At 71.2% G+C, this 17,091-nt stretch carries 11 protein-coding genes; 5 read left to right on the forward strand and 6 right to left on the reverse strand.

Annotation, left to right across the window (positions count from 1 at the left end):
• Positions 1-19: 19 nt before the first annotated feature.
• Both ACG0Z3_RS13170 and tyrS read right to left on the reverse strand, forming a co-directional pair.
• On the reverse strand, positions 20-343 hold the full coding sequence (locus tag ACG0Z3_RS13170) for a hypothetical protein (protein WP_394398066.1): 324 nt from the start codon (positions 341-343) through the stop codon (positions 20-22).
• Positions 344-358: 15 nt separating this feature from the next.
• Complete coding sequence (gene tyrS, locus ACG0Z3_RS13175) at positions 359-1,585, reverse strand: tyrosine--tRNA ligase (protein WP_394398068.1); 1,227 nt, start codon at positions 1,583-1,585, stop codon at positions 359-361.
• Positions 1,586-1,807: 222 nt separating this feature from the next.
• Here tyrS and ACG0Z3_RS13180 point away from each other — a divergent pair, with 222 nt between their 5' ends.
• Together ACG0Z3_RS13180 and ACG0Z3_RS13185 are read left to right on the forward strand one after the other, a co-directional pair.
• Positions 1,808-3,196: a peptidoglycan DD-metalloendopeptidase family protein gene (locus tag ACG0Z3_RS13180; RefSeq protein ID WP_394398070.1), complete on the forward strand. Its 1,389-nt coding sequence runs from the start codon at positions 1,808-1,810 to the stop codon at positions 3,194-3,196.
• A 37-nt stretch (positions 3,197-3,233) separates the two neighbouring features.
• Complete coding sequence (locus tag ACG0Z3_RS13185) at positions 3,234-4,364, forward strand: anhydro-N-acetylmuramic acid kinase (protein WP_394398245.1); 1,131 nt, start codon at positions 3,234-3,236, stop codon at positions 4,362-4,364.
• 38 nt (positions 4,365-4,402) lie between these two features.
• Here the strand turns inward: ACG0Z3_RS13185 and erpA are convergent, their stop codons facing one another.
• The 3 genes from erpA to rplM all read right to left on the reverse strand — a co-directional run bounded on the left by erpA (position 4,403) and on the right by rplM (position 5,695).
• The gene (erpA, locus tag ACG0Z3_RS13190) at positions 4,403-4,765 is read right to left on the reverse strand and encodes an iron-sulfur cluster insertion protein ErpA (RefSeq protein ID WP_268167289.1); all 363 of its coding nucleotides are present in this window, start codon (positions 4,763-4,765) and stop codon (positions 4,403-4,405) included.
• Between the two features lie 99 nt (positions 4,766-4,864).
• Positions 4,865-5,257, reverse strand: a complete 393-nt coding sequence (rpsI, locus tag ACG0Z3_RS13195; RefSeq protein ID WP_233373278.1) for a 30S ribosomal protein S9 — start codon at positions 5,255-5,257, stop codon at positions 4,865-4,867.
• A gap of 9 nt (positions 5,258-5,266) precedes the next feature.
• Positions 5,267-5,695, reverse strand: a complete 429-nt coding sequence (gene rplM / locus ACG0Z3_RS13200; protein WP_088482271.1) for a 50S ribosomal protein L13 — start codon at positions 5,693-5,695, stop codon at positions 5,267-5,269.
• Between the two features lie 206 nt (positions 5,696-5,901).
• Between rplM and ACG0Z3_RS13205 the strand changes: the two genes are divergently transcribed.
• The 3 genes from ACG0Z3_RS13205 (at position 5,902) to ACG0Z3_RS13215 (ending at position 8,787) form a co-directional block, all read left to right on the forward strand.
• Positions 5,902-6,705 carry a GNAT family N-acetyltransferase gene (locus tag ACG0Z3_RS13205; protein WP_394398073.1) on the forward strand — a complete coding sequence of 268 codons (804 nt, stop codon included), beginning with the start codon at positions 5,902-5,904 and terminating at the stop codon, positions 6,703-6,705.
• A gap of 138 nt (positions 6,706-6,843) precedes the next feature.
• Positions 6,844-7,701 carry a DUF2726 domain-containing protein gene (locus tag ACG0Z3_RS13210; protein ID WP_394398076.1) on the forward strand — a complete coding sequence of 286 codons (858 nt, stop codon included), beginning with the start codon at positions 6,844-6,846 and terminating at the stop codon, positions 7,699-7,701.
• 27 nt (positions 7,702-7,728) lie between these two features.
• Positions 7,729-8,787 carry a serine/threonine protein kinase gene (locus ACG0Z3_RS13215; RefSeq protein ID WP_394398078.1) on the forward strand — a complete coding sequence of 353 codons (1,059 nt, stop codon included), beginning with the start codon at positions 7,729-7,731 and terminating at the stop codon, positions 8,785-8,787.
• Positions 8,788-8,808: 21 nt separating this feature from the next.
• Here ACG0Z3_RS13215 and ACG0Z3_RS13220 read toward each other — a convergent pair whose 3' ends face one another.
• Positions 8,809-17,058, reverse strand: coding sequence for an LEPR-XLL domain-containing protein (locus ACG0Z3_RS13220; RefSeq protein WP_394398080.1), 8,250 nt, complete (start codon positions 17,056-17,058; stop codon positions 8,809-8,811).
• Positions 17,059-17,091: the final 33 nt, after the last annotated feature.

Genomic DNA, 17,091 nt, shown 5'->3' on the forward strand with positions numbered 1-17,091 from the left:
GTGAAAAACTCTCAGCCTCTCAGAGCTCGTCGGCCGTGCCCCAGGCCGCGGGCCAGGGCGCGTGCGGCGGAAACACCCACTCGTCGCCCTCGAACCGGCCGCGAAGTACGCGTGCGTGGCGGCCACCGAAGCTGCGGTCATCGCAGGCGTGGAACGACGTCCACGCCACCGTGTAGTGCACGGCGATGCCCGCGGCCGAGGTCTCCACGCGGCTCACCGTGACGCTGGCCAGCTGGGCCAGCTCGTCAAACTCGACGACGCTGAGGTCCAGCGCCGCATCAAGGGCACCAGCCTGCACCCGCTCATCGACATGGCGCTGCAGATCCGTTCCCGGTTCGGGCATCTGCAGCCGCATCGCTCAGCTCAGCACCACCCGGGCGAACTTGCGCTTGCCCACCTGCAGCACGTGCTCGCCGGCGTCGAGCTTCAGGCCCTTGTCCGACAGCACCTCACCCGAGCGGCGCACGCCGCCCTGCTCCACCATGCGCAGGCCTTCGCTGGTGGAGGCCACCAGGCCGGCGGCCTTCAGCACCTGGGCGATGCCCAGCGGCGCACCGGTCAGTTCCACCGTCGGGATGTCGTCCGGGATGCCGCCCTTGGAACGGTTGATGAAGTCCTGCTCAGCCGCGTCCGCCGCTTCTGCGCTGTGGAAGCGCGACGTGATCTCCTTGGCCAGCGCAACCTTGGCGTCCTTCGGGTTGCGGCCTGCCGTGACCTCGGCCTTCAGCACAGCGATCTCGGCGATGGACTTGAACGACAGCAGGTCGTACCACTTCCACATCTGCACGTCGCTAATGGACAGGATCTTGGCGAACATCGTGTTCGGTGCTTCGGTGATGCCGATGTAGTTGTTCTTGGACTTGGACATCTTCTCGACGCCGTCCAGGCCCTCCAGCAGCGGCATGGTCAGGATGCACTGCGGCTCCTGGCCGTATTCCTGCTGCAGGTGGCGCCCCATCAGCAGGTTGAACTTCTGGTCAGTGCCGCCCAACTCCAGGTCGCTCTTGAGCGCCACCGAGTCGTAACCCTGCATCAGCGGATACAGGAACTCGTGCACCGAGATGGGCGTGCCGGCGGCGAAGCGCTTCGTGAAGTCGTCGCGCTCCATCATGCGGGCTACCGTGTACTTGGCCGCCAGCTGAATCATGCCCACGGCGCCCAGCGGCTCGCACCACTCGGAGTTGTAGCGGATCTCGGTCTTCGCCGGGTCCAGCACCAGCTTGGCCTGGGCGTAGTAGGTCTCGGCGTTGGCCAGGATCTGTTCCTTGGTCAGCGGCGGACGCGTCGCATTGCGGCCGGAGGGGTCACCGATCAGCGACGTGAAGTCGCCGATCAGGAAGATCACCTGGTGGCCCAGGTCCTGCAGCTGGCGCATCTTGTTGAGCACCACGGTGTGGCCGACGTGGATATCGGGCGCTGTCGGGTCCAAGCCCAGCTTGATGCGCAGCGGCACGCCGGTGGCGGCCGAGCGCGCCAGCTTGCGGGTCCACTCCGCCTCGGGCAGCAATTCGTCCACGCCGCGGCGCGTGATGGCCAGCGCCTCCAGGACGGCATCGGTGACGGGGAACTTGGCGTCGTCAGACATGGCGCAGCACCGTTCGGCAGCGCGCCGAACGAAATTGTTAAGTTGTTGATCCATCGGGGTAAACCGGCACCCCTTGTAGGCGGGAGCCGTTAGAATTCACCCTTCGAGTACGGGGTGTTGCTTCAACACAACCGTCATGGATTTTAAGGCCGCCACAAGCGGCCCTCGCGTGGAACCGGCCTGGCCGGGATTGCCCCAGCGACAACCCCGAGATTGCCCAGCGTGACCGCCTTCCAACAACGAGTCCGACAGCTGCAGACGGCGTTGCAAAGCGCCGAGACCTTCGCCGCCAAGCACCCCCGCGCCCTGACCGCCTCGGTGGTCGGCGCCCTCAGCTGCTTCGCCGTCACGGCCTTCGGCATCGCGCCGCTGGCCCCGGACGCTGCCGAGCTGCCACGCCGCACGGTGGTCGAGACCCTCGCCACGCCCGACATCGAAGCCCAGCTGGAAGCGCTGGCCACCCATGCCATCGGCCTGACCCGCGCCGAAGCCACCCGCTCCAGCGACACGCCCGACAGCCTGCTGCGCCGCGCCGGCGCCTTCGACGCCGCCGCCGCCGCCTTTCTGCGCACAGACCCGCTGGCCCGACGCCTGCTACAGGGCCGCGCCGGCAAGATGGTGCACGTGACGGCCGACGCTTCGGGCCGGGTGCAGCAGATCGTTGCCCGCTTCCCGGCCGAGAAGTCAGAGCAGGCCAGCAGCCACTTCACGCGGCTGACCATCGCGCGTGACGGTGAGCGCTTCAGCGCCCGCACCGAGACCGCCCCGCTCCAGGCCCAGATCGCGCTGGGCAGCGGCAGCATCCGCACCTCGCTGTTTGCCGCGACGGACGACGCCAACATCCCGGACGCCATCGCCTCGCAGATGGCCGACATGTTCTCGGGCGACATCGACTTCCACCGCGAACTGCGCAAGGGCGACCGCTTCAGCCTGGTCTATGAGACGCTGACCGCCGACGGCGAGCCTGTGCAGTGGGATGGCGGCGCCGGCCGCCTGCTGGCCGCCGAGTTCACGAACAACGGCCGCACCTACTCGGCGGTCTATTTCAAGGACAGCGCCAGTGGCAAGGCCAGCTTCTACGGCTTCGACGGCCAGAGCAAGCGCCGCGCCTTCCTGGCCAGCCCGATGGAGTTCTCGCGCGTCACCAGCGGCTTCGCGATGCGCTTTCACCCCATCCACAAGACCTGGCGCCAGCACAACGGTGTGGACTACGGCGCGCCCACCGGCACGGCCGTGCGCACGGTGGGCGACGGCGTCGTCGAGATGGCCGGCTGGCAGAACGGCTTCGGCAACGTGGTGCATGTGCGCCATGCCGGCGACCGCACCACCGTCTACGCCCACCTGAGCAAGATCGACGTCAAGAAAGGCCAGCGCATCGAGCAAGGCCAGCGCATCGGCGCCGTCGGCTCCACGGGCTGGGCCACCGGCCCGCACCTGCACTTCGAGTTCCGCGTTGGCGGCCGCCATGTCGATCCGCGCGTGATCGCCCGCGCCTCCGAAGCCGTCACGCTGCCCAACTACGCCAAGGCCCAGTTCCAGCAGGTCGTCGCCAGCGTGAAGACCCAGCTGAGCGTGGCCCAGACAGTGGATGGCATCTCTGCCGCCGACTGAAGGCCGCCTCGATGCGTCGGCGACAGGCCGCCCCGAGCTGAGCACAACCGCCCCCGAGGAGGCCCGGACACCTTCCGCGCCTGAAGGTCAGTTGTTTGTCGGGCTGATGTCGGGCACCTCGCTCGACGGCGTGGATGCCGTGCTGTTCGACGGCCGGGCCGTGCGGGGACATGTCCACCGGGCCTTCCCGCACGCGCTGCGCGATGAACTGCTCGCTCTGAACAGCCCCGGCGACAACGAGCTGCACCGCGCTGCCCTGGCTGCCAACGGCGTGGCCTGCAGCTATGCCGATGTCGTGGCCCAGTTGCTGGAGGCCACAGGCCATCGCCGCGAACAGATCACCGCCCTCGGCGCCCACGGCCAGACCGTGCGCCACCGCCCCGACGGCCCGCTGGGCTACACCACTCAGTTGCTCAACGGCGCCCTGCTGGCCGAGCAGACCGGCATCGATGTCATCTGCGACCTGCGCAGCCGTGACGTCGCCGCCGGCGGCCAGGGCGCCCCGCTGGTGCCGGCCTTCCACCGCGCCATCTTCGGCAGCGATCAGCAGGACCTGGCCGTGCTGAACCTGGGCGGCATCGCCAACCTCAGCCTGCTGTTTGCCGACGGACGCACCGGCGGTTTCGACACCGGCCCGGCCAACTGCCTGATGGATGGCTGGATCGCCCGCCACCGCGGCCTGGCCTTCGACGCTGACGGCACCTGGGCCGCCAGCGGCCAGGTGTTGCCCGCCCTGCTGGAGCACCTGCTGGCCGAGCCCTTCTTCGCCGCCGCACCGCCCAAGAGCACCGGCCGCGACCTCTTCCACCTCGACTGGCTGGACGCCCAGCTTCCGCCCGATGCCGCGCCGGCCGACGTGCAGGCCACGCTGCTGGAGTTGACGGCCCGCAGCATCGCCGAGGCCCTGGGCGCGCAAATGCCCACAGCAGCCACGCTGATCGCCTGCGGCGGCGGCGCGCGCAACCGGCGGCTGATGCAACGCCTGGCCGAGTTGCTGCCCGCCGCGAGACTGGCATCCAGCGCCGACCACGGTCTGCCGGTGGATCAGGTGGAGGCAGTCGCCTTCGCCTGGCTGGCGCAATGCTTCCATGAAAAACGGCCGGGCAATCTGCCGGCCGTCACGGGAGCCGCCGGACTGCGGCTCCTGGGTTGCCTGTACCCGGCCTGATCAGACCGGGACAAGCCGAACCTGCATCCGCAGGTCGATCAAACAGAGAAGGACGAGCCGCAGCCGCAGGTCGTCGTCGCGTTCGGGTTCTTGATGACGAACTGCGCGCCTTGCAGGTCTTCCTTGTAGTCGATCTCGGCGCCCATCAGGTACTGCAGGCTCATCGAGTCGATCAGCAGCGTCACGCCGTTCTTCTGCATCTGCGTGTCGTCGTCGTTGACGGCCTCGTCGAACGTGAAGCCGTACTGGAAGCCGGAGCAGCCGCCGCCCTGCACGAACACACGAAGCTTCAGGTCCGGGTTGCCCTCTTCGGCGACCAGGTCGCGCACCTTGTCGGCGGCGCTGTCGGTGAAGACCAGGGGCACGGGGATGTCGGTGGGAGTGTCAAGCACGGCGCTCATGGCGGGCTCCTGTTGGGATCTGTCGGGAAACGTAAATGGGGATTGTCGGCGCAAAAACAAAAGGCCGCATGAAGCGGCCTTTTGAGTCGAAGCGTCGAATTAACGCTTGCTGAACTGCTTGCGGCGACGGGCGCCGTGCAGACCGACCTTCTTACGCTCAACTTCACGCGCGTCACGCGTGACGAAGCCGGCGCGGCTCAGTTCGGGCTTCAGCGTCGCGTCGTAGTCGATCAGCGCGCGGGTGATGCCCAGGCGCAGCGCGCCGGCCTGGCCGGACTCGCCGCCACCGTGCACGTTGACCTTGATGTCGAACGCTTCGCCATTGTTCGTCAGCAGCAGGGGCTGCTTGGCGATCATGATGGACGTGCCGCGGCCGAAGTAGCTCTCGATAGGCTTGCCGTTGACGACGATCTGGCCCGTGCCCTTCTTGATGAAGACGCGAGCGACCGACGACTTGCGGCGACCAGTACCGTAATTCCAGTTTCCGATCATGGCCGTTCCTTAGATTTCCAGAGCCTTGGGCTGCTGGGCGGTGTGCGGGTGCGTCGGGCCAGCGTAGACCTTCAGCTTCTTGACCATGGCGTAACCCAGCGGGCCCTTGGGCAGCATGCCCTTGACGGCCTTCTCCAGCGCGCGGCCGGGGTGCTTGGCTTGCATGTCCTTGAACTTCGTGGCGTAGATGCCGCCGGGGAAGCCCGAGTGACGGTAGTACACCTTGTCGGTGGCCTTGTTGCCGGTGACACGCAGCTTGTCGGCGTTGACGATGACGATGAAATCACCGGTGTCGACGTGAGGCGTGTAAATGGCCTTGTGCTTGCCGCGCAAACGGAGTGCCACTTCGCTGGCAACACGTCCGAGCACCTTGTCGGTGGCGTCAATCACAAACCACTCGTGCGTCACTTCGGCCGGCTTGGCGCTGAAGGTCTTCATGAGATTTGCTTTCGCTATGCCGGCGGGTTGAACACGCCGGCGATGGATGGCTGAACTTCTTGTCACCCTCGGTGCTGTATCTGACGCACAGCCTCTCGAGCGACTCTTTCCCGCAGCCTTTTGACGGAAAAGCCGGCGAGTGTAGCAGGCGACCCACTGGTTTGGAAGGGCCCGGCACGCTACCCTACGCCAAGGAGCGCCAGGCCATGCCCCGCAAGCCCACCACAGCCCCCCCATCGGACACCCCGGCCACCGGCTGGGACGAGGTCTTGTCGGCGTTCGGGCCCGACCCGCATCCACCCCCCGCCGCCGCGCCCCCCGAGGAAGGCAGCGGCCCGCTGCTGGCCACGGCGCGTGCTGCGCTGGAGCGGCTGTCGACCTGGGTGCCCATCCGCTCGCTGGCGCGCCGGCACCGCCGCCGCATCATCGACCACCTGTTCGCGCTCGATGCCCGCGATCGCTACCTGCGCTTCGGCTATGCCGCGTCCGACGAGCAGATCCGGCGCTATGCGCTGTCGCTGGATTTTTCTCGCGACGAGGTGCTGGGCATCTTCAACCGCAGGCTGCAGCTGGTGGCCATGGCCCACCTGGCCTACGGCCTGCCCGCGCCGGGCGACCCTGCGCGCACCATGGCGGAGTTCGGCGTCTCGGTGCTGCCCGAGTCGCGTGGCCGGGGTCTGGGGCGGCGGCTGTTCGAAGCCGCTGCACTGCACGCCCGCAACCGCGGCATCGACACGCTCTTCATCCACGCCCTCAGCGAGAACCGCCCCATGCTGCACATCGCAACCGCAGCGGGCGCCGTCGTGGAACGCGACGGCAGCGAGTCCGCCGCCTGGCTGCGCCTGCCGCCCGACTCCTTCGGCTCCCAGGTCGAGCAGGCGCTGGAGCGCCACTTCGGCGAGCTGGACTTCCAGTTCAAGCGCCAGGCCCGGGTGCTGAACGACTTCGTCGACAGCGTCGCCGAGGTCAAGTCGCACTTCGACGCCTCGGGTCGCGCGGCCAAGGAGTAGCCGGTGGCCCCTCGCCCCGGGGCCCCTCATGCCGGGGGAATCAGGAATAGCGAGCAATGAGCTGTCCCCTGATTACGCTACATTGAATTCCCAATACGCCGCGAGTCCGTCGGCGACACCGCCGAACTCCCAAGGGACATGCCGTACGCCATCTACTGGATCGCCGCGCTGGCTGTTTGCGTGCTGGGCCTGGCCATCAGCCTGGTCTGGGCGCTGCGGCGGCCGGCCTACGCCAACAAGGGCCTTCCTGGAGAGTGGTCACTCACAGCAAGGCCTGTGTTCACGACCGACGAACGGCGCGTCTTCCGCCTGCTGCGCGAGGCCCTGCCCCACCACGTCGTGCTGTCCAAGCTGCCGCTGGTGCGCTTCTGCCAGCCAACCGAGGCCAAGGAAGTGCGCTACTGGTTCGACCTGCTGGGCGCCTCACACGTGACCTTTGCCGTCTGCAGCCCCAACGGCCGTGTGCTGGCCGCCATCGACCTGGAAGGCGAGCGGGGCGTCACGCCGCGCAGCCTGCAGATCAAGCATGCCGTGCTGTCCGCCTGCCGCGTGCGCTATTTGCGCTGCGCGATGGACCAGCTGCCCAGCGTCGCCGAGTTGCAGCTGCTGGTGCCGCAGGGCAGCAACCCGCGCGGCCCGCTGCCGGCGCCGGCTGCAACGCACAGCCTGCCGCGCCGCCGCGGCGGCGACGACGAGTTCGGCAGCGACTGGGGCCAGTTCTCGCAGCCGCTGCCGTTGTGGCAAGACGCCCATGCCTTCGGCGGCCATGAACCAGGCTACGCCGAGCAGCGCCAACCGCGCATGCCCGCCCCGCCGTCACGCGCCCAGCATCCGCTCGAACGCCGCGCGCCGCCGCGCAGCCTCGACACCTCGCGCTACAACCCGCGCAACCTGCCGGTGCTGGACGATGCCGACGAGGAAGCCATGATGGATGACATCGTGGGCGTCGTCGTCGACGCGCCGCGCTACGCGACCGAACGGCCCCGCCGCCGCTGACCGCAGCCGACCGGCGACACTCGCCGGATGCACCACGCAACCCCTGACCTCAGCTTCGGCGACCTGACACCGGAGTTCATGCTCGACGCCCTGGATGCCGCCGGCCTGCGTGCCGACGGCCGGATGCTGCAGCTCAACTCCTTCGAGAACCGCGTGCTGCAAGTCCACCTGGAGGACGACCGCCCCGGCTGCGGCGTGGGCGTCGCCAAGTTCTACCGGCCGGGCCGCTGGAGCGATGCACAGATCCTGGAGGAGCACGCCTTCGCCGCCGAACTGGCCGCCGCCGAGGTGCCCGTGGCTGCGCCCTGGGCGCTGGACGGCGGCACCACGCTGTTCTATTACCAGGGCCAGCGCCTGGCCGTCACGCCGCGCCAGGGCGGGCGAGGGCCGGAGCTGGAAGACCCCGAAGTGCTGCGCTGGATCGGCCGGCTGCTGGCGCGGCTGCACGGTGTCGGGCGCCAGCGGCCGTTTGCCGCGCGCCTGTCATGGGCCAGCGCCGCGCCTGCCCAGACGGCGCGTGACTGGCTCATGCACAACGACGCCATCCCACCCGAGATCGCCCCGAGCTGGGATGACGCCGCGCGCCGCTGCATCGACAGCATCCAGGCCGCCTTCGACAGCCTGCCCGACCTGGCGCTCACCCGCCTGCACGGCGACTGCCACCCCGGCAACATCCTGTGGACGCCAGACCGCGGGCCGCATTTCGTCGACCTGGACGATGCCGTCATGGGCCCGGTCGTGCAGGACCTGTGGATGCTGCTGCCGGGCGAACCCGATGCCGCGCGCCAGCTGCTCAACGCCGTGCTGGACGGCTACGAGCAGATCGCCGAGTTCGACGACCGCGAGCTGCGCCTCATCGAACCGCTGCGCACGATGCGCATGATCCACCACAGCGCCTGGCTGGCGCGCCGCTGGGGCGACCCGGCCTTCCCGCTGGCCTTCCCGTGGTTCGGCACGCCCAACTACTGGCTGGACCAGGTCGCCAAGCTGCGCGAGCAGTTGGAGGCCATGCGCCCCAAGGACGCGCCGCCGGCGCTGGCCCGCGACGAGGACGCGGTGGACTTCGACGGTGATGGCTTCGCCTGACACCTAGCCGGCGTCAGGCACTCAGAGCACCAACTCCTCCGACCAGCCCCGGAAGCGTTGCGGGTCTTGCGGCAACGCCTGGACCGTCGCGGCGTCCAGGTTCAGCAGCGCTGCCAGCTGACTGGGCAGCAGCGGCGCCGGGTCGTCAGCGAACACCAGTGCGGCCTCGCGCACGGGCGCTGCAGCCAGCGCAGACATCGTCGGCCCCGCCGTCCACAGGCCGGCCAGCGGCGCGGCGCGCGACTCGGCCAGCGGCCGCACCGCATTCAGCCAGGCCCAGGCCTCGGCCGGCGCGGCGCCCGCCTGCTGGGCGGTCGGCGCTGCGGCCTCGCTGGCCTGGCGCGCCGGCGCTCCCAGCGCCACCAGCTGCTGGTAGAGCTGGCCGCCGTCCAGCAGGTTGAAGCGCGTGCGGCCGTCGCTGCCGCTGTCGCGCAGCATCACGCCGCTAGGCCCGTCCACGTCCAGCCGATTGGCCTGCACGTCCAACGCCGCCAGTGCCTCCGAGGCCCCACCAGCCAGCACCGGGCCGCGGCCGCGCAGCGTCAGCAGGTCGGCGAACACGTCGGCCATGCTGTCGGCGTTCGCCTCGCTGATGCTGCCGCCGGAGGACGCCAGCACCACCGCCGCCGCTGTGCCGCTGCCGGCCGCGCGGGTGTCGATGCGGCCCACGCGCAGGTCGCCGCCGGCCTGCAGCTGCACCTCGCCGGCCTGCGTGGCCAGCTGGCCATCTGCCGCCATGCGCAGCGCGCCGCCCACCGTGGCGCGCACATCGGCGCCGGCGGCCGCCAGCGTCAGTGCGCCGGCCAGGGTCAGGTCTTGCGCGGCGCTCAGGTCCAGCAGCGTCACGGCCGTGTTCAGCGCCGTGCTGCCGCCCTGCAGATCCAGCGAGGCGCCGGCCAGCGTCAGCTGCGGCGTGGCCAGCGCGTTCAGCGCGGCAATGGAGACCGCCGTCGGCCCCGCATCGCTGCGGCCGATCTGCACCTGGCCAAAGCCCCGCAGCGCGCCCAGCTGCACCGCGCTCAGCGCCAGGCCGCTGCCCGCCGTACCCACCGCAACGCCGCCGCTCGCGCCGGCCAGCTCGATGCGGGCACCCGAGCTGCCGCTGATGAGGCCCGACAACGTCAGCGCGTCGACGCGGATGACCGCGCTGCCACTGGCGATGACGACGTTGCCGACCACCAACTCGGTCGCGCCGACGATGCGCAGCGCGCCGGCACTCAGGTCCAGCGCGCCCTTGAACTCGACACGGCCCGAGGCCTGCAGCGTCAGGTCGCCAGCCAGCCGCACGTCCTGGTTGAAGCTCAGGTTGCGGGCATCGTTGACGACCAGCCCACCCAGGCGCTCGATCCCACCGATGGCACCGCCGAAGACGACGTCGGCGCCGTCGCTGGTGACGACCAGCGTGTCGGCCGCACCGCCGGCCGTGCCGTCGATGGCACCACCCACGGTGATGGCGCCGTCACCCCGGCCGCCGCCCTGGCCGCCGGTGATGGCGACCGCGCCGTCGAACTTCAGGCCGCTGTCGATGCTGACCGCACCCTGCTGCTCGATGCTGCCGGGCGGCAGGTTGACGACGGCGGTAGCGCCGCCGGCCTTCAGCGACACGCTGCCGCTGCCATGGGCCGTCACGCTGCGCGTGTCGGCCGGCGCCGTGCCGTCGGCGAAGCTGATGTTGCCGTCCACCGTAGACAGGCCGATGCTGCCGTTACCGGCCGTGGTGACGAGGTCGGACTGCGTCGCGTCGTCCACGGTGGCCGTGGTCGTTGCCAGGGCGCTGACGCGGCGCACGGACACGGCCACGTCGGTGATGGTGATGGCGTCGGCCTCGTGCAGCCAGATTCCGCCACTAGCCGCCCGCGCGCTGACGCGCTGCACGGCCGTGTCCAGGCGGTCCTCCGCGCTGCCGACACCCACGGCCGCCTGCAGCCGCAGCGATGCCGCGCTGACTTCCGCGCCCGCGTGGCCGGCCGTGGCCAGGATGCTGCCGCCGGTGGAGACCAGCGACACCTGGCCCAGCCCGGCCGCGATGCCGGCCACGCGCAGGTCGCCGCCGGCCTGCACGCGGATGGCGGAGTCCACCACCGTCAGATCGGCTGACGCGGCCATGCTGACGGCGCCGCCGGCCTGCAGGTCCAGCGTGCGACCGGTGCGCGTGATGGCGACGTCGGCCGCCAGCGTCATCGTGCCGCCAGCCAGCAGGCTGACTGCCCCCGAGGTGCTGCGCAGCTGGGCTGACACAAGCAGGTCGCCGGCCGCGTCCAGCAGCACATTGCCGCCCGACTGCAGTGTCAGGCCGTCGGCGTTGCTGCCATCGGCCAGGGCCAGGCTGCCGCCGGCCACCAGCACGATGTTGCCGCCGGAGACGAGATCGGCCAGCGCGGCATCGGCCAGCGCGGCCTGCGTGCCGTCGGCAGCCACGCGGCTGACGCTGACGGCGACGCTGTCGATGTTCAGGCCGTCGGCCTCGCGGGCAAAGAAGCCGCCCGCGCCAGTGCCAGCCACGCTGGCGGCCAGCGTGCCCACCTGCAGCTGCAGGGGCGCGGCGCCAGTGCCCACGCCCTGGGTGGTGCCGGTTCCGGTGGTCACGATGCGTAGCGCGCGCGCCACCACATCGGTCTCGGCGCCGCCCGCGTCGGTGATGCTGCGCGCCAGCAGGCTGACGTCGCCGCCGGTCTGCAACGCGCCGACGGCCAGGTTCAGCGTCGCCGCCAGGCGCAGCGTGCCGGTGCCGCTGCTGAACACGCTGCCGTCGGCCAGCGTGATCGAGGCGCCCGCCTCGGCGTCCAGGCTGGACGCGCCAGCCAGCGTGATGTCGCCCGTCGCCGTGGCGCTGAGGTCGCCGCCGGCCCGCAGGCTGGCGGGCCCGGCAGCCACGAGGCCCGCCTTCACGGCGATGCTGCCGGTGCTGGCGCGCAGCAGCAGCGCGCCGCCGGCATTCACGGCCTGCTCGGCGCTGGCCGTGCCGCCGTTGATCGTCAGGTCGCCGCTGTTGACCGTCAGCAGCAACGCGCCGCTGTGGGTCGTCAGGTCTTCCTGGGCGCCCAGATCCAGCGCGGTGGTGGCGCCGTCGGCACCCACCCGCACCAGGCTGGTGGCCACGCGATCCAGCGTGAGGGCCTGGCCCTGGACCAGCGCCAGCGAGGCCGCACTGGCGCTCAGCGTGGTGACGGCAGTCTCCAGCGCGTTGGCGCCAGTGCCGACGGCGCCAGCGGCCGTCAACCGCAGCGCGGACGCAGTGATGTCGGTCTCGGCGTCGCCCGCCGTATCGCCGTCGACGACAGCACCGCCCGCGATCACGGCCACGCCGGCGGTGCCAGCGTTCACGCTCTCCAGCGTGAGGTCGCGGTTCGCCTGCAGCGAGATGACGCCATTGGCCGTCTGCAGCGCGGCCCCCTGGGCCTGCGTGAGGTCGCGGCCGGCGACAAGATCCAGACTGCGCGTGCTGCCGCTGCTGGTGACGCTGGCGTTCAAGGCCAGGTCACGGCCGGCATTCAGGCTCATCGCGGCCGTGCCGGTCAGCGCGGCGCCGATGGCGAGGTCGGCGGCACTGCTCAGCAGCACGGTGCCGGCGGCGCTGGTGGCCGCTTGGACGCCGATGCTGCCCGTGGCGGCCAGCACCAGGCTGGCGCTGCTGCGCACGCCGGCCAGCGCGGCGTCGCTGAGCGCGGCGGCGTTGACGCTGCCGTCCAGTTGCGTGCGCGAGCTGGTGAAGGCGGTCAGGCTGTCCACCAGCACATTGCCGCTGTGCGCGAGGAACACACCGCCGCCGGCTGTGTCCACGGCCAGGCGCAGCACGGCCACGTCGACGGCATCGGTGCCGCTGCCCACGCCATTCGTCGCCGCCGTGCCGGTGGTGCGCAGCAGCAGGCTGGCGCCGGTGATGTCGGCGCCGGCCGCATCGCCGGCCAGATCTTTCACCTCGGTTGCGGTAAGGCTGATGGCGCCGATGCCGGCGTCCATCTGCGCCAGCGCCAGCGCGCCGGTGGCGGCCAGCCGCAGCGTGCTGCCGACGCCACCGCTCGTGATGCTGCTGCCCTGCACCATGGTCCAGGCGCCAGCGGCCTGCAGGTCGACGTTGCCGCCGCCGCTGCCGACCGCAATGGCCGCCCCCTGCTGCACGGCGCCGCCGGCCAGGATGCTGATCATGTTGCTGCCGGTCACGGCCGCATTCAGCGTGATCGCGCCGCTGGCCTCCAGCCGCACGGCGCTGCTGAGCGTCTGCACGGCCGCGTTGACGGTCAACGCGCCCGCCAGCGTGCGCAGCACCAGCGGCGCCGTCGCCACGGTCGTGCTGCTCAAGCCTTGCACCTCGGCCAGCGCCAGGGCCGACAGCGTGCCATCGGCCACCACGCGCTCCACGCTGCCGAAGCCGGTCAGCGTGCCCGCGATGCCCAGCGCATCGGTCTCGTCGACATAGAGCCCGCCGGCCGCGCTCGCGCTCAGCCAGGTCGCCGTCGTCTCGATGGCATTGCCCGACACGCCCACGCTGCCGCCCGTCGTCAGCATCAGGCGGCCGGCCTTCAGGTTGACGGCGGTGTCGCCAGGGGCGTCCGCATCGCGCAGCGTGCCGCCGGCGATCACGGTCAGCGACTTCGTGCCGGCCACATCGACCACGGCCAGGCGCATGTCGCCTCCCGCCTGCAGCGCTGCGGCGCCCTGCGCGCTGAGCAGCGTGGTGGCGCCCATCGTGAGGTCGCGCCCGGCCTGCACGTCCAGCGTGCTGCCGGCGGCGATGGCCAGCGATGGCGCCACCTGGTTGAGCAGCATGTCGCGGCCGGCTGCGAGGCTCAGCGCACCGGCAACGGTCGCCGCGCCGGTGAGGCTCAGGTCGTTGCCCGACGACAGCAGCGCGCGCTGCGCGGTGACGGACGAGATGATGACGACGTCGCCCGGCGCCGTCAGCACCAGCGTGCCGGCGCTCGTGAGGCCGGACAGCGTCGGGTCGACCGTCAGTGCGGCGGTGCTGCCATCGGCCTGCACGCGCGGGCCAGCGCTGGCCAGCAGGCCGTCCAGGGCGACGGCGTCGCCTTCCGCCAAGAACACGCCGCCCGCACCGGCCGACTGCGCCGCCAGACGCTGTACGTTCAGCGACAGCGCGTCGGTGCCGAGGCCCAGGCCGTCGGCCGCGCCGGTGCCCGTGGCGATGAGGCGCGCGGCGCCGGCCCGCAGATCCAGCGCCGTGCTGCCGGACGCACCGACGATGCGCATGCCCTGCAGCCAGGCCTCGCCGGTGCCGGCGTCCAGCTGACCCAGCGTCATCGCGCCGCCGCTTTGCAGGCGCAGGCGCCCCCCTTGGCTATTGACGGTGGTGGCCGCGGCGAAGCTCAACGCGTCGCCAGCCTGCTCGTCGATGGCGCCGCCCGCCGTGCTCAGCACACCGGCGGCCGCGTGGCTGATGGCGCCGCCGGCCAACAGCGTGAGCTGGCCGCCGCTGCTCGCCACCGCCGCATTGACGGCCAGCGCCGAGCCCGCGCTCAGGCGCAGGTGCGAAGCCGCACTCGCGGCGGCGTTCAACGTGATGCTGCCGCCGGCGTTCAACACCAGCGTGCCGCTGCCGGTGGCGGCCAGGCCCGCCAGCGCGCTGGCGGGCGTGCTGGCGCTGACCGTGCCGCTGCTGCCGACGCGGTTGACGGCCACCTCGGCCACGCTGCCGACGCTGACGTCGTCGAGTTCATTGACAGCCACGCTACCGCCGCTGCTGGCGGCCAGATTGGCCACCTGCGTCTGCAGCGGCGCGCTGCCGGTGGCGATGCCGTTGACCGCCTGCACGCGCAGGCTGGCAGCACTGATGCTGGCGGCCTGCGAGGCCGAGGCCAGCGTGTCGCCCGCGATGAGCGTGACCGTGCCGCTGCCGGCGCTGACGCCGCCCAGCACGATGGCGCCGCCCGCCTGCACGCGCTGCGCCGCATGGGCCGTGGCCAGCAGCGTGGTACCGCCCAACGTGAGGCCGGTGCCGGCGCGCAGGTCCAGCGTCTGGTTGGCGCCGTTGCTGCGCACCTGGGTGCCGGTGGCGCTGAGCGCAGCGCCGGCCACGAGGCTGATGCTGCCGCCCTGTGCCAGCACGTCGTTCTGCACGATGAGGTTGCCGGCCACGGCGTCCAGCAGGATGTGGCCCGTGCCGTTGGCCTGGACCGCGCCGACTGCCGTCAGGTCACCCGCGCTGTTGAGCACGACAATGGCGCCACTGCCCGCCGTCGTCAGGCCACCGGCCGCGAGGGTCAGCGCCGTGGATTCGCTGATGAAGATGCCGCCGCTGCTGCCACTCACAGTGGCCGTCAGGCTGCCGATGGTCGTCAGCAGCGGCGCGGCGCCGGTGCCCACGCCGTTGGCAGCCGTCAGCGTCACGCTGGCGGCATCACCGATGAGGTTGGCTCCGTTGCCGCTCAGCGCGTCGAGGATGGCGCCGCCGGTGGACGTCAGGTGGATGCTGCTGGCAGCGCTGATGACGCCGACCTTGAGGTCGCCCGCCGCGGTCAGCGTGATGGCGCCGCTGGCGCCGGCGGACAGCGTCACGCCGGTCAGGTCCAGCGCGCCGCCGCTGCTCAGCGTCAGCGTGCCGCCCACGGTGGTGACGGCCGCGCCCAGCGTCAGCGCGCCGGTGCCCGAGGTGATGCTGACGGTCGAGGCGCCGCTGGCCGTGATCGTTGCCGCGGCGCTGGCCGTGAAGGCATCGGCCGCGTTGAACGTGGCTGCGCCGCTGACCAGGCTGACCGGGGCCAGCAGGCTGATGTCCGAGCCCGCGCCCTGCGCGACGACCGACAGCGCGCCCGTGCCCGCCAGCGAGATGCCCGCGCCACTCAGCAGCTGCACGCTGCCGGCCCGCGCCAGCACCGAGATGCCGTTGGCGCCGCTGACGGCGGTCTGCGCGAGGTGGCCGATGTCCAGGCTGCCGTCGATCTCGGTCGGGAAGCGGGTCGTCGCCCGTGCAGCGTTCTGGCCCAGGTCGATGTTGCCGCTGCCGGTGTTGTCCACGTCGAGCTGGCCCACCTCCAGGCTGGGCAGGCTGACGCCGGTGACGGCCACGGCCGTCAGGCTCAGCGTGCGCACGGCCTCGGCGCTGCGGGCGTCGGCGCCGGCATCGAACTGGGCGATGCGGCCGGTGGCAGAGTAGAGCTGGATCTGGTCGGCCTCGATCTCGTTGTAGATCGCGATGTCGGTGCGCGCATCCAGTGACAGGCTGTTGCCGCTGCCCAGCCGCAGGATGGCGTTGGCGGCGCTGTAGTCCGACACGGTGATGCTGCCGCCGTAGACCTGCACGGGGTCGTGCATCGCGAAGCTGTCGGGTGCCGTGCTGGCGCCTACCAGCACCGTGCCGGCCCCCACCGTCGCATGGCCCGCGCTGCGGTGGCCGAACACGAAGCCGCTGAAGCCATCGGCGAACGCCCGCAGGTCGGTGGCGTCGAGGTTGAGCGTGGCGGCCGTGGGCGCACCCTGCGGCGAGAACAGGGCCATGCCCTGCGCCAGCGTAGCCGGCCTCAGCGTGACGCTGCCGCTGCCGCTGATGAGCTCCTCACCCACGTCGAACAGGTCGATCTCGTCGGCCTCCAGCAGGATGTTGCCGGCCGTGCTCGCGCCGTTGAGTTGCAGCGCAACGGCGCCCTTCATGACGATCTGCGTGGCGCCGTTGATGGTCAAGCTGCCACCGTTGCGCAGCGTCAGCGGCGCGTCGAAGGTGACGGTGCCGGTGGCGTTGATGGTCAAAGCGCCGTCCAGCGTCACGCCTTCCTTGAAGCTGACGTTCTGCGCCGACAACACGGTCAGGCTGGCCAGCAGGTCGGTGCCGGCCGCGCCGACGTTGACCTCGGCGTTGATGGTCACGTTGCCCGTGGCGCTCAGCGTCAGGTGGTCGGCGGTGGCGCTGCTGGCACCGGAGATCTTGTCGCCATGCCCCAGCGTGCCGATGGTGATGTTGCCGGCCGTGGCCTGGATGCTGAGGTTGCCGCTGACCTGCAACGAGTCGTTGGGCAGCGAGTAGCTGGCGCCGACGATGGGGCTGGTGACGCCCCCGTTGGGCAGCGTGACGGCCAGGATGCGCATCGTCGGGCCGGCATCCGCTGGCTCGGGCGAGTAGGCCTGCGAAAACAGGTCGGCATCGCCGCCGTCCAGCGGCTGCAGCGCGAGATGGGCCGCGCCCAGCACCGGGTCGGCCGACAGCAGCACGCGGGGCTCCAGCGCTTCCAGGCTCCAGGCGCGCAGGCTCGGCTTGACGGCCCGCGGGGCGGCGGGCGGGGCCTCACGCCAGCGGCGCGGCAGCAGGGAGCGGAGTTTCACGGGTGATTCCTTGTTGATGGGCCAGCCCGCCCA

The sequence above is a fragment of the Pelomonas margarita genome (assembly GCF_043555875.1).
GTDB classification, from domain to species: Bacteria; Pseudomonadota; Gammaproteobacteria; order Burkholderiales; family Burkholderiaceae_C; genus Pelomonas; species Pelomonas margarita.

Bases quoted from the DNA above. Each gene is read 5' to 3' on its own strand.
- ACG0Z3_RS13205 (WP_394398073.1), top strand. From the start codon at position 5,902: ATGCCCCGCAAGCCCACCACAGCCCCCCCATCGGACACCCCGGCCACC.
- ACG0Z3_RS13215 (WP_394398078.1), top strand. From the start codon at position 7,729: ATGCACCACGCAACCCCTGACCTCAGCTTCGGCGACCTGACACCGGAG.
- erpA (WP_268167289.1), bottom strand. From the start codon at position 4,765: ATGAGCGCCGTGCTTGACACTCCCACCGACATCCCCGTGCCCCTGGTC.
- ACG0Z3_RS13170 (WP_394398066.1), bottom strand. From the start codon at position 343: ATGCCCGAACCGGGAACGGATCTGCAGCGCCATGTCGATGAGCGGGTG.
- rpsI (WP_233373278.1), bottom strand. From the start codon at position 5,257: ATGATCGGAAACTGGAATTACGGTACTGGTCGCCGCAAGTCGTCGGTC.
- rplM (WP_088482271.1), bottom strand. From the start codon at position 5,695: ATGAAGACCTTCAGCGCCAAGCCGGCCGAAGTGACGCACGAGTGGTTT.
- tyrS (WP_394398068.1), bottom strand. From the start codon at position 1,585: ATGTCTGACGACGCCAAGTTCCCCGTCACCGATGCCGTCCTGGAGGCG.
- ACG0Z3_RS13210 (WP_394398076.1), top strand. From the start codon at position 6,844: ATGCCGTACGCCATCTACTGGATCGCCGCGCTGGCTGTTTGCGTGCTG.